Below are 14,140 nucleotides of genomic sequence, written 5' to 3' on the forward strand. Positions count from 1 at the left end.
ACACTTCCTCTCTTCTACTAGAAATCAATACTAATACTTTCCAAACTCTGTGTCATCTAAATTAATACTAATTTTTTTTCTTATGTCAGATACTAGTCCAATTCTTCTCTCATCTATGTCATTTTCTAGCCTTGATGCTTCCTTTTCTTCTATGCTGTCTAAAAATATTTTATTTGAACTTTTCTTTTTTAGATTGAATTGGGCAACCCTTTGTTTCAAAGTTTCTGCCTGACTAGACATTTCTTCACTCGAAGAGGCAGTTTCTTCGGATGTCGCAGAATTTATCTGAGTAACTCTCGATATTTGTTCAATCGCTTCATTTATTTGTGATACTGCAGTTGCCTGTTCGTTAGAAGATGCTGCTATTTTTCTTACTATCTCAGAAGTACTACTAATATCGTTAACTATTGAATTTAGTGATTCTGCTGTATTGTTAGCTATTTGAGTTCCAGAATTCACTTTTCTTATTGACCCTTCTATCAAAGCTGTTGTTTCTTTAGCCGCATTTGCACTTCTACCTGCAAGATTTCTAACCTCTTCAGCAACTACCGCAAATCCCTTCCCATGCTGTCCTGCTCTTGCGGCTTCTACTGCTGCGTTAAGAGCCAATATATTAGTTTGGAAAGCTATTTCATCTATCACTTTTATTATTTTAGAAATATTTTCAGATGCTTCATTAATCTCATTCATAGCCTTTAACATAGTACTCATTTCTGTATTTCCATTAATAGCATTCGTTGTTGCTTTTGTAGCCAGCTCATTAGCTTCATTAGCACTTATAGCATTTAATTTTGTTTGTTCTCCTATCTCTGAAAGCGAAGCAGTTACTTCCTCTACAGCGCTTGCTTGTTCCGCAGATGCTTGCGATAGGTTTTGGCTTGCATTTGAGACTTGTATTGATGCCGAAGCCACCTCATTTGCTGATATATTTATATCAGTAAGTACTTGATTAATTTCTTGTACAGATAAATTTAAAGCATTCATTATATTTCCATAATCACCTTTATAAGAATTCTCAATGCGAACATTGAGATTACCTTTTGACATCTCTTCTAAAACACTTTTTATTTCTCCTATTGGCTTAGCAAAAGCATCAACAGCTTTATTTATTATACTTATGAGTTCTTTAAAGCTTCCTGTATATTTTTCACTTTCACCTCTAATATCTAAATTTCCTTCAGCCGCTGCTGAAAGAACCATTATTTGTTCATCAACAACTTTAAGAATATTAGATTTTAATCCATGCAGACTTTCATTTGCAATTCCGTATCTTCCAGGCAATTTTTCAAGCTCAACTGAGAAATCTCCTTCTGAATAAGATTTTAATACTGCAAATATTTTTATTAATACATCTATAGATATCCACATTCCATCATTAACACTTTGAGCCATTTGCCTATATACCCCATCGAATTTTGAAACATCTATTCTATCTCTTGTATTACCTAATTTAAATGTATCATTCATCCAATTAACTTCTTTAACAAATAAATTTAAAGTATCAATTAATGTATTCAAATTGTTCTTTATTTTATTAAATTCACCTTGGTATTCATTTTTAATCTTTTCTGGTACATCCCCATTACTTATCCTTTTCACGTAATCAGCTGTAATATTAATAGGTTCAACAAACGCATCAATTACATCATTAATTCCATCAATCATTTTAGCCCATGATCCATTAAACTTGGATGAATCTATCCTTTTTGCTAAATTTCCTGATTTAATTTCATTGGCTATGTTAATCTGTTCCTTAGATATATTTAATAAATTATTCCTTAAGTCTTCTATATGCTCATTTACTAATCCATATCTTCCTGGGAATTTTTCAAGCTCAACTGTAAAGTCTCCTTTTGAATATGATTTAAGCACTGCAAATAACTTAATAAATACTTCTATCGATATCCATGTAGTATCATTAATACATTCCAACATTTCCTTATAAGAGCCTTGAAATTTTGTAGCATCTATTTTATCTCTTGTATTCCCTAATCTAAAGCTTTCTTTGAACCAATGAATATTTTCCATTATATTATTGAGATTATCTATAAGTTCATTAATACTTGTTTTTATTACATTAAATGATCCTATTTCCTCCCTAGTGTATTTCTCATTGAATTCTCCTTTACTTATCTTTTCTATGTAATGTGAAGTTGCTCTAATATTCTTTATAAACATATTCATTGTTGCTAAACTCTTCCTATGTACATTTCCCCATGCCCCTGAGTATTTTGATAAATCTAAAGCTATATCAAAATTACCTTTTTTAATGCAATCTTCAATTAAATTAGAATCATCGATCAAATTATTTATATTTTTTTGTATCTGTTTAAGTGAATTAGCTAGATCCCCGAATTCATCAATAAAATCTACCTGTATATCTTCGTCAAATTCTCCGTTAGCAATTTTCCTTGCAATATTATTAATTTTTCTTATATGTTTGTATATGAAATTTATTAGTAATAATCCCATGATTACTGTGATTATTATAGAAAACAGTAATATTATTATCATATTAATTCGCATTTCTTTTATATCTGCCATGTTTCCCACTCCAATATTAAATGCGGCAAACAAAGCAATTTCCATAGCTATAATACCTGTAAATATTAACCCAATTTTATTTTTTATTTTCAGATTACTTACCTCAAACATCTTAATCCATCCCATCTAACAAAATTTACTCTTATGATGTTATCTTAAATTTCAAGTTAATTTCCTAATGCTTTCAATTTCATGCTTATCTTAAAGTTTTATTTTCTAATATTTCTTTCAATATTTAATAGTTGTTTAGATACAATGTCCTCCCTGAAAGGTTTTACTATAAAAGATATAGCTCCTGCTAGCATAGCCTCCTTAACTTGGATTTCATGCGATAATGACGAAATTACTATAATTTTTGCATTTTCATCTATTGACTTAATGATCTTTATTGCCTCTACTCCCCCAAGTTCTGGCATGGTCAAATCCATTGTCACAATATCTGGTTTTAATAAATTATATAGTTTTACGGCCTTTATGCCAGTATCAGCTTCACCTATGATCTCAAATCCGCAATTTTGTAAAATAGATTTTAAAGCGAGTCTCATAAATTCCGCATCATCTACTACTAAAACTCTTTTCATATAATTTCACCCCCATGAAATGCTATAAAAATACCACTTTTCCTTTAATTTTATTTTAAATGTTTTTAAAATTGGTTTGTAGTACCACAAGTCATGTAGTATCATGCAAATTGCACAATTAATTTGTATAAATATGCCGATTGCATTTTTATTTAAAATCTACTTCATATAGATGACATTTATAAGGATTTTCACCATCAATAGTCCCCTAATCTTTACAATTGCAATTTAAAAATTAAACTAATTAAAGTTTACACACAAAATTTTATTAGTTTAATTAAGATTAGCTTTATACATTGTTCATGTATTTGTAAAATGTTATAATTTATATTAGAATCTACAAGCGGTTAATCTGTGTTTTCATTAGATTTAATAAATATTATTTGTCTATTTTTCACGAAAATTTAATATATTGCTTATTTGGGTAAAGAGAGGGTTCGTATATGACAAGAGTAATTATTGCAGAAGACCAGAAACTTTTACGAGAAAGTTTTAAAAACATAATTGAAAATAACAGTGATATAAAAGTTGTAGCTTGCGCTACTAATGGAAATGAAGCTTATGATCTATGTAAAGAATATATGCCTGATGTTGTTTTAATGGATCTGTCTATGCCTATATGTAATGGTACGGAAGCTACAAAACTAATAAAAGCAGAACTTCCATCAGTTAAGGTACTAGTTTTAACTGCATCTAATGATAAATCTGATGTCACAGATGCTATAAGTAATGGTGCTGACGGATATATCTTAAAAGATATAAGTACTGAGGAACTTATACTATCTATAAAAAGCACCTCACTAGGACTTCGCATAATTACTAAAGATATCTTAAGTCCTATGATATTAAATCTGCGTAAAGAAAATAAAAAAGCTAAGAAAAAAATTATTGATATTAATGGTATAAATATCTCATTAACTGAAAGAGAACTAAAAATAGTATCTATGATTGTTGATGGAAAAGATAATAAAGAAATTGCATCATCTTTATTTATTGCTGAAGGTACTGTTAAAAATATTATTACAGAAATAATTTCAAAGCTTAGTTTGAGAGATCGTACTCAACTTGCAGTTTATGCTGTAAAAAATGGACTAGTATAAATAGTCCATTTTTATTTTAACATATCGCAAATGACACTAGGTATATTTGAAATAGCCACTTGCTTTTCAACGGCTCCAATTTCAAAAGCAACTTTTGGCATACCATATACAACAGAGGATTTCTGATCCTGCCCTATAGTTCTTGCCCCTGCTCTTCGCATTGACATAAGCCCCACTGCTCCATCATGCCCCATTCCTGTCAGAATAACTCCTATAGCATTTTTCGATGCTACCTTAGCTACTGATTCAAAAAGTACATCTACAGATGGACAATGTCCATTAACTTTATTACCTTGAATAGTTTCTACAATATACTTATCTGCAGCCTTCTTAATTTTCATATGCTTATCACCTGGAGCTATTAAAACTTTACCTGGCTCAATAGTATCTCCTGTCTGAGCTTCTTTAACAGTAAATTGTGTTTGCAAATTTAATCTATCTGCAAACATTTTAGAAAACACTGGAGGAATATGTTGCACTATAATTATCCCAGGAATATCTTTTGGAAGATTTTTTAATAGATTATAAATAGCTTCTGTTCCTCCAGTAGATGCTCCTATAGCAATCACTTTATTTTTAGCATTTATGCTCTTTTCCATTCCCCCATTGCTACCACTCTTTGAAATCTGCCCTAAATTAGCAGATAGATTTACATTTGCTGCTCCTCTAATTTTGACTATCAACTCATTAATAAAAATTTCAAATCCATTAGGAGTTCTAGCATCAGGCTTACTTAAAAAGTCTACTGCTCCTGCATCCATAGCATCGAAGACTACATCGCTTATAGAACTTACAACTATTATTGGAATTTTATATTGAGGAAGAAGCCTTTTAATAAATTCTACACCATTTAATTTTGGCATTTGTACATCACAAATCATAACATCAGGATTTAATTCTAATAGTTTATCTCTAGCATCATAGGGATCTACCGCCTTTCCAACAACATCTATATTAGGTGCCGTCGATATTCCTCTTGATATTGCTTCCCTAAATACTATACTGTCATCAACTATTAAAACTCTAATTGATCTCATTAACTTCACCTTCTTAGCCCTTTAAATTATCTTAAGATAACCCTATTCCTTTCTATATACAGATGGCATTATATACTTAAATCCAGCTGTATCACCACTTAGTGATTCCGAATGCCCTATAAAAAGATATCCACCGTACTCCATGCTGTTATAAAATTTACGGATTAGCTCATTCTTTGTTCTATTATCAAAATAAATCATTACATTTCTACAAAAAATAACATGGAACTTTTTCTTAAACGGAAATACTTCTTCCATTAAATTAAATTTTCTATATATTATTTCATTTTTAATATTCTCCGAAAATACGAAATTTTCCTCATCGTATTTTTTTAAATAAATCTTCTTCCACATCTCCGGTAATGGTCCGATTTGTTCTTTATGATATATTCCATTTTTAGCAATACTTAATACCTTTTCGGATATATCTGTCGCTAATATCTTTTTATCCCACCATAACTTTTCTTGTTTAAAGAATTCGCTTAATATCATAGCAATAGTATATGCCTCTTCGCCAGAAGAACACCCAGCTGACCATATTCTTAAATCTTTGTCCCTTACTGAATTAACCAAATAAGGAAGTACCTTTTCTCTCAAGTAGTCAAAATGTGCTTTCTCACGCATAAAATATGTATGATTTGTTGTAATTTTATTGAGCAGCGTACTAACTGCCTTTCCACTCTTATCAGAAACTACATATTGATAATATTGAGAGAAATCTTCTATGTTATGCTCTGCTAACACATTATGGAGCCTTCCAATTACCAACATTTTTTTCTCTTCCCTTAGATTAATCCCATAGTTCTCCTTTATATAGCTAGATAATTGAGCAAATTCTTTTTCCGTAATTGAAATCATATAATCACCTTATCTTTAATATTTTCCAAATTCATTATCACTAAGTATTATCTTTTTAGTGCTTGATGTTTTTTTCTCTGAATATCTATCATTTTCTTCCATTAAATTTCTTGTATCTTTATTAAGATTACCATGAATGCTATGATTAATATAATCATTGTTCAAATTAGACATCGAGCTTCTATCACTTGCTAATCTAAACATTTGAACTTGTTCTTTTAAAACTTCTGCCTGACCTGCTAATTCCTCACTTGCAGCTGCACTTTCTTCTGAAGTTGCTGAATTACTTTGTACAACTTGTGATATCTGTATTATTCCTTGTGATATTTGTGAAATTCCTGTAGCTTGTTCTTCAGAAGCATCTGATATACCATTAATTATTTTTGCAACCTCTTCTATATCACTAACAATACTTTCGAGCGCATCTGCAGTTTGATTTGCTATATTAGTTCCATCTTGAATTTTAATAATTGATTCTTCTATTATTTCTGTAGTTTCTTTAGCTGCCTTTGCTGATCTTGCTGCTAAGTTCCTAACTTCTTCAGCTACCACAGTAAATCCTTTTCCATATTGACCTGCTCTAGCAGCTTCTACAGCAGCATTTAAAGCAAGTATATTAGTTTGAAATGCAATTTCATCAATCACCTTAATAATTCTTGATATATTATTAGAAGAAACGTTAATTTCATCCATTGCCTTAAGCATTAATTTCATTTCATTATTTCTTTTCCCTGCATTTGTTTTAGTACTATCTGTTATAATATTAGCCTTTTTAGCATTTTCAGCATTTACTGATATTTGAGAAGATATTTCTTCGATAGAAGCTGTTAATTCTTCAACAGCACTTGCTTGCTCTGTAGCCCCTTGTGATAAAGCTATAGTTGAATCTGCTATTTGTCTAGATCCAACTGTAACTTGTTCTGCTGCAAAGCCTATCTGACCAATTACTTCATTTAATCTATATTTCATTCTTTTCATTTCTTCTGATAATATACCAATTTCATCTTTTGAATTATTAATAATCTCTACATCTAAGTTTCCTTTGCTGATTTCACTTGTTACAGTCATAAGCTTCGATATAGAGTTACTTATAGCTTTTGAAATCATAATGCCAAGTGATAGGGCTATAATTATAGCTGCGACTATTACAAAAATCATAGTCACAACAGCATTATTAACCTCTGCTGAATATTCATTTGATCTACTAAATCCCCCTGATTCCTTTAATTGAAATAAATTATCTACAGAATTATTTATTTGATCAGATAGCTTTTGTGTTGAGTCCTGTCCCATTAAAGCAAGAGCTTCATCTTTCTTGCCTGAAAGAGATAACTCTATAATCGTATCCTTTATTTCATCATATTTGCCTAAAAGTGTATTAAGATTAGAAAACTCGGCTTTTGCTTCATCGCTTTGAAGTGAACCTTCAAATTTTTTTAAACTTTCCTGAATTTTTGCATCATAATTTTTTATTCTATTAGCATAATCACTCATATCTCTTCCATCTCTATACATTGTAATATTATTCAAATTTATCTTAAGTCTTTGAAAAGATATAGATACATTAGCAACATCCGCAATTGATGCTCCATAATTAGTATACAAGTTAGTATAGTTTTGATCTATCTTTTTTATTTTTGTAATTCCTATACCACCAACTATTCCAGCTAATAAAGCCACTACAATAAATCCAATTATTAATTTTGTTCCAACCTTTATATTGTTTAACCACCTCATATTCTTTACCTCCATTAACCACTTATTTTAAATTAAACTTAAATTTTACTATTTATACTGTTGTCATTAATCCGTCCATATCGATTATTAAACTTATATTCCCATCTCCCAAAAGAGTACATCCAGCCAAATCCTTAATATTTCTAATGTTTTTTATATAGTTCGGAAGCGCTTTAACAACTACTTGCTGTTGTCCTAATAACTCATCTACTAAAATGCATACCCACTTTTCATCCTGCTCTATCATTATTAGAATCCCATCTGGCAATTTATCTGTATCAGTTCTTATAGAAAAATGCTCGTTCAATCTAAGTATAGGATAGCATTGACCTCTAACCATAATCATCTCATTATTATCTGGATCTTTTATAATATCGCTTTCTTTTGGTCTAAAAAATTCTTTTATAGAGCTAGTTGGAAGAGTGTATCTGGAATTTCCAACTCTTACATTCATTCCATCTATAATTGCAAGAGTTAATGGTATCTTAATAGTGATACTTGTACCAAATTCCAACACACTATCTATACTGACCGTTCCCCCTATCTTTTCAATATTTTTTACTACAACATCCATCCCTACTCCTCTGCCACTAAACTCTGATACGGCCTCTTTAGTTGAGAATCCCGGCAAAAATATTAGACTAAATATTTCTTTTTTACTCATTTCACTTTCATCTTTAGTAAGTAATCCATTGTTTCTTGCTTTTTCTAGTATCTTTTCTTCATTTAGACCCCTGCCATCATCTTTTACTATAATTAAGACATCACTACCTGCATTTTTAGCTTCTAACACCAGATTTCCTACTTGCTGTTTTCCTTTATCAATTCTTTCTTCTACTGTCTCTATTCCATGATCAATAGAATTACGAACTAAATGCATTAAAGGATCTGATATATGTTCAATTATATTTTTATCTACTTCTGTTTCTTCTCCTATGATCGTTAATTTGACTTCCTTATCCATTTTCTTACTCATATCTCTAACAATTCTATTCATCTTTTGAAAAGTTGCAGAAAGTGGAACCATCCTTATTGACATTACTGTATCCTGCATTTCTGCTATAATTTTACGAAGTTGCCTTGCTGATTTTTGGAAATTATCTATTTCGAGCCCAATTAAATCTGGATTTTGTGTAACCATTGATTCCGAAATTACTAACTCCCCAATAAGATCCATAAGCCTATCTGCCTTAGCCACACTTAGACTTATAAATCCATGATTAGAAGATGTTTTTTCAGCTTTCTTTTCCTCTGCTATATTTTTCTTTTCTTCTTCCTTCTTACTACATTCTTTTTCTATCGCAACCTCTTCAATAACTTCTTTATTATCTAAAAAAGTATCGTCGTCTTCTCCCATAAAGCTAATATCAAGTGCACTTAAAAAAACAGTTTCATTTAGAATTGTTTTTACATCCTCTAAATTTAAATCTGAAGAAAAACATACTTTAAATCCATTCTTTCTAATTTCTTCACAGGCTTTTTCATCATCATCTATTATATTTTCTGGTGAACTGCATATTATTTCAGCTACTTCTGATAGTTTGTGAAGAATGCCAAAGCACCTTATGTTTTCCATTCCGCAATCTTCTGAAAATTGAATTTTAGCTTTGTATTTTTGATTAGATGCGTCCCTTTTACTTTTTGCGCTGGTTATAAAAAATTTTTGCTGCTCAAATTTATTCTCATTAGGAGCTGTATCACTATCAATTGTTTCTATTCCTTTGAGTTCATTTAAAAACTCCTTTATGCTAGTAATTTTATTTGCGCAATCTCCATCTGGTGTATTTCCTTGCTGAATTTTAGAAATTTCGCCTTTGATAAAATCAATTGAATCTAATACAATATCGCTTAATATATTGTTATCAACTTCATCCGGATTATTTTCTCTAAGATAATAAAACAAATCTTCAACAGAATGAGAGAGTCCAGAAATGTTATTAAAAAGCATCATAGCTGATGATCCTTTGACTGTATGCATAATTCTAAATATTTCATCTATCGAATTTGAGAATCCATTTTCTTTTTCTCCATCAATAACTAATTGTTCTAATTGTTCTATAAGCTGAGTTGTTTCAAAAATATACATATCTAACATAGATTCATTTATAAAGCTTTCCGACATCTTAATTCCCTCCTTTTTTGCATATTTCTTATATAAAACGTTAATCTCTCTATATTCTATATTAAATTTTTTATTACAATCTTTTAAGTCACTTAAGTCATTGATTTTGATGCAAAATGCACTACTATACTACACATAAATGCAAATTGCACAAAATATCTTGAATTTTATATAAAAAGAGCATTCAATCTATATAGATTGAATGCTCTGAGTTAGCTATATGTAAAATTTCTTATTAATCTCTTAGCTCTTATCTAGTTAATTTGATTTCTCCTCTGTAGGTACTGGGTATTTACGTACCACAAAAATTTCCACTCGTCTATTTTTAGCTCTTCCATCCTCTGTTGCATTAGATGCTTTGGGCATATGCTCTCCATAAGCCTGTATTGATATCTTCTCCTGATTAATACCACCTGTACTAACCATATAATTTAACACATTTATAGCACGCATAGCACTTAAATCCCAATTTGAACGAAACTTCCCGTTATTAATCGGCACATTATCAGTATATCCTGCAACTTTGATTTCATTATCCAAACCATAAAGCATATGTGAAATTTTTAAAAGCAGTGGTGATACATCTTTTAGTACATCTGCTTCACCTGAATTAAAAAGTACAACATCTTGTATAGAAATTGCCAATCCCTCATTATTAAGATCAACTTTAACTTTATCAGAATAGCCCTCTTCTTTAATTTCCGCTTCTATCATCTTTTTAATTTCAGTCATTTTATCTTCTTCAGCCTTATTATCACTGATACCAGACTCCTCCATAGGAATTGCAGAGTTACCATCTTGATGCATAACACCAGATCCACCAGCAAATATTATATTAAATTCTTTAGCCATTGACTGAAGTTTTGCCTTATCTGTTTGTCCCATGGCAAACATAACGATAAATAGTGCTAGTAGAAGTGTTAACATGTCTGAATATGGAAGAAGCCATGCTTCATCTACATGCTCTTCATGATGTTGCTTTTTCTTACTCATCACTTTTCTCCTTTTAACTAGTTATCATTATTATTTTCTTCAAATCTTATTCTTTGTTTTGGCTCAAGCATTCCTACTAGCTTTCTTTCAATACTCTTTGGATTATTTCCTGCCTGAATAGCTAAAATTCCTTCAAGCATAATATTCATATTTTTTATTTCTTCTTGGGATTTTCTTTTTAACCTATTTGCAAATGGATGCCATATTAAATATCCAGTAAAGATACCATAAACAGTTGCAACAAAGGCTGATTTTATACTTTCTCCAAGCTTTTCAATATCATTAAGATTTCCAAGAGCACCTATTAATCCTATAACAGCTCCTAAAACTCCAAGTGTTGGCGCTGTACCACCTGCTGTTGTAAACGCTGTAGCACCAAGACGGTGTCTATCTTCCATACTCTCAATCTCTATTTCTAGAACTTCTTTTATAAGATCTGGTTCTAAACCGTCAACCACCATTTCTAATCCCTTTTTCATAAACTTATTTTCTAAGCCTTGTATAGTACTTTCAAGAGATAGTAATCCATCTCTTCTAGTTGTCTGAGACATCTCTACAAGCTGTGCTATAATTTCAGCTGGATCTTCTTGCCCCTTAGCACTAAAAAGAACACCAAAAATCTTAGGAAGCTTAGTAAACTCTCCTTTTGGAAAAGAATTTAGCAAGGCTATTACAGTACCACCAATGATTACCAGCATCGCTTCAGCACTCATAAGTACTTGAAGACTTGCTCCCTTTTCTAGCATGGCTGCAACTACAATTATTAAACCTCCAATAAGACCAATTACTAAAAATATATCCATGTTTGTCCCCCTTTATTGTTCTTCGCACGTCATATGATTAAATGTTATCTTTTTATTAGCAATATAACATATAATTACATTTTTTGTCGTTTTTCTTAATCGTTTGGAATCTACAACCTATAACTATAATACCATAATCTTGAACAATCGAAAACTATATTTTGACATATTATATAACATAAATTCTATATATTCTGACCTTATCACATCTTTATTTTCCATTATTCATTTAATTTGTTAAACATGCTAAATTTAAGTTAAAATCTATTTATCAGCATTATCTTTATTGTCGAAATAGAGTTCGCTTTCTGTTATATGAATACAAAAATGCTGCTTTAATACATGGATTATTTAAAAATCTATACTAATTTTATTCAATATAAAACAATTACAAACCTTACTAAACAAAAAAGTAGGTATTGGAGCACTTTACTAATTCATCAAACACTAATTACTACCCCATTATAAATTAATGTACAATTCATCTACGGTTAATAATCACTTAAAGCAATTAAAATCTTTTATATGAATTGTACATCTATTTCTTCATATTTAATAACTAAAATTCTTAGAAATTATATTTTAAATTTCTCTATGGTCTCTTCTAATTTCTTTGCTAGAGTAAGCTGTTCTTTTGCATTAACTGAAATATTCTTCATAGAAGAGATTGAATTACTCGAACTATTTTCTATGCTGTTAGTGCTCTCAGAAGATCTTTGAGACATTTGGGCCATATGTTGAACCGCATCTGATACTTGACTTATTACTTCATTAATTTCCTCAGACATTCTTGCTAATTCGGAGGACATGGAATTTACGAAGTCTGCATCCTTATAATACTGCTTTCCTATATGCGAAAATTCCTCAAACTGTTTATTTACATCCACATCCATGAACTGTAAAAGTTCATTACTACTTAAAGATAGGTCATTGAAAGATTTTTCTACTTTTCCAATAACTTTTTTAACATTTTCAACTGCTTCTGAAGATTGATCTGCAAGTTTTCTAACTTCTTCTGCCACTATAGCAAATCCTCTTCCTTGTTCTCCTGCCCTCGCAGCTTCTATTGCAGCATTTAATGATAACAAGTTTATTTGCTCAGCTATTGCAGAAATAGCATTGGCCATAATCCCAATCTCATGCACTACCTTTCCTTCTTCAATAGCTTTAATAATCTTTTCTTCCTTCTCACGATATACTTTACTTATAGATTGAATTGCCTTATTACTACTATTCTCTACGGTATTTGCCCGTGCTTTTATATTTGTGACATTACTTGTTCCATCCATTGCCTTTTCAGATAATATATTAACGGTCAAGTTTACTTCTTTTACAGATGCAGATATCTCCTCTGCAATTGCACTATTTTCTTGAACACTCGTATTTATTTTCTTTGTTTCTTCATTTACTTCAATTAAATTATTACTTATTTCATTTACAGATATAGTCAAATTTTCACTGGACGAATTTACATTATGTATATTTTCAGTTATTGCACTTATAAGTTCACGTACATTTTGCTGTGCCTTATTCAAAGTATCTGCCGTTTGTCCATATTCATCATATCTCTTTAAAACTAAATCCTCTGAAAAATCGTAATTCGAAAGTCTAGTTGCTAAATTCTTTATTTTAAATAACACTTTTGATGAATCTCTTGATACTGTTATTCCAACAAATAAAGTTATTAAAACAGAGAAAATTCCCAACAGGATAAATTGAATTTTAGTAAAATCTATGGATTCCTTCATGTTACCCTGCGTTTCAACAGCAGCGTTTTCCATTACATCTGTTATCTGATTTATGTCCTCCCTAGATTCTGCAAATTTTTTATTAAACTGTTCCTTATTTTTCACCTCTCCTGTATCTACATCAAAACTATCCAACCAGCCTTGATAATTATTTTGAAATTCATCATAAAGTTCAAACACATTTTTGTTACTTTCCTTATGTTTAATATCTTGTAAAGACTCTTTAATTGGAAGTAATACATTTATAGCACTGCTTGTTCTATCTTTTGCCTGACCTATGTTATCTTTTAAATCTTTTATATTCTTATTCTTATCAAATTCACTTATGTTCGTATCATTTAAATTCTTCTGAGCAACAAGGGCCTGATACATATCTCTATCTGCATTTAATATAAGGCTATTTACCTTATATAACTTTTCATAGTACGTATCTGTTAATGTACCATAAGTATTTGTGATTTTTAGTATTCCTTCTATAGACAAAAATATAACCGCAATCAATGGTATTATCACCATTAACATCAATTTTGTTCTAATCTTTAAATTCTTCAATAAATCCCCTCCCTTTAACAACAAATTTCTTATTTTTATTTTCAAATCGCTTCTATTTTTCAATA

10 protein-coding genes are annotated in these 14,140 nt (G+C 30.4%); 1 reads left to right on the plus strand and 9 read right to left on the minus strand.

The features are described 5' to 3' along the window. Nucleotides 1-30: 30 nt before the first annotated feature. Nucleotides 31-2,655, minus strand: a complete 2,625-nt coding sequence (locus PZA12_RS23430) for a methyl-accepting chemotaxis protein (protein ID WP_103698062.1) — start codon at nucleotides 2,653-2,655, stop codon at nucleotides 31-33. A gap of 98 nt (nucleotides 2,656-2,753) precedes the next feature. Next, nucleotides 2,754-3,125, minus strand: a complete 372-nt coding sequence (locus tag PZA12_RS23435; protein ID WP_023975972.1) for a response regulator — start codon at nucleotides 3,123-3,125, stop codon at nucleotides 2,754-2,756. Between the two features lie 443 nt (nucleotides 3,126-3,568). Between PZA12_RS23435 and PZA12_RS23440 the strand changes: the two genes are divergently transcribed. Beyond that, nucleotides 3,569-4,225 carry a response regulator gene (locus PZA12_RS23440; RefSeq protein ID WP_103698063.1) on the plus strand — a complete coding sequence of 219 codons (657 nt, stop codon included), beginning with the start codon at nucleotides 3,569-3,571 and terminating at the stop codon, nucleotides 4,223-4,225. Between the two features lie 11 nt (nucleotides 4,226-4,236). Here the strand turns inward: PZA12_RS23440 and PZA12_RS23445 are convergent, their stop codons facing one another. From PZA12_RS23445 to PZA12_RS23475, 7 genes are all read right to left on the minus strand, one after another. Further along, nucleotides 4,237-5,262 (minus strand): protein-glutamate methylesterase/protein-glutamine glutaminase, encoded by a 1,026-nt coding sequence (locus PZA12_RS23445; protein ID WP_103698064.1) that lies wholly within the window; start codon nucleotides 5,260-5,262, stop codon nucleotides 4,237-4,239. Between the two features lie 42 nt (nucleotides 5,263-5,304). Further along, nucleotides 5,305-6,120 carry a CheR family methyltransferase gene (locus PZA12_RS23450; protein ID WP_078114253.1) on the minus strand — a complete coding sequence of 272 codons (816 nt, stop codon included), beginning with the start codon at nucleotides 6,118-6,120 and terminating at the stop codon, nucleotides 5,305-5,307. A gap of 15 nt (nucleotides 6,121-6,135) precedes the next feature. Beyond that, nucleotides 6,136-7,857 (minus strand): methyl-accepting chemotaxis protein, encoded by a 1,722-nt coding sequence (locus PZA12_RS23455; protein WP_078114252.1) that lies wholly within the window; start codon nucleotides 7,855-7,857, stop codon nucleotides 6,136-6,138. Between the two features lie 52 nt (nucleotides 7,858-7,909). After that, nucleotides 7,910-9,979, minus strand: a complete 2,070-nt coding sequence (locus PZA12_RS23460) for a chemotaxis protein CheA (RefSeq protein ID WP_103698065.1) — start codon at nucleotides 9,977-9,979, stop codon at nucleotides 7,910-7,912. Nucleotides 9,980-10,237: 258 nt separating this feature from the next. Continuing rightward, nucleotides 10,238-10,972, minus strand: a complete 735-nt coding sequence (locus PZA12_RS23465; RefSeq protein ID WP_039773011.1) for a flagellar motor protein MotB — start codon at nucleotides 10,970-10,972, stop codon at nucleotides 10,238-10,240. A gap of 17 nt (nucleotides 10,973-10,989) precedes the next feature. After that, nucleotides 10,990-11,775: a flagellar motor stator protein MotA gene (motA, locus tag PZA12_RS23470; RefSeq protein WP_039773013.1), complete on the minus strand. Its 786-nt coding sequence runs from the start codon at nucleotides 11,773-11,775 to the stop codon at nucleotides 10,990-10,992. Between the two features lie 575 nt (nucleotides 11,776-12,350). Further along, a complete protein-coding gene (locus tag PZA12_RS23475) occupies nucleotides 12,351-14,075 on the minus strand; it encodes a methyl-accepting chemotaxis protein (protein WP_103698066.1) in 1,725 nt (574 codons plus the stop codon). Between the last annotated feature and the right edge of the window lie 65 nt (nucleotides 14,076-14,140).

Source organism: Clostridium beijerinckii, assembly GCF_036699995.1.
Lineage (GTDB): Bacteria > Bacillota > Clostridia > Clostridiales > Clostridiaceae > Clostridium > Clostridium helianthi.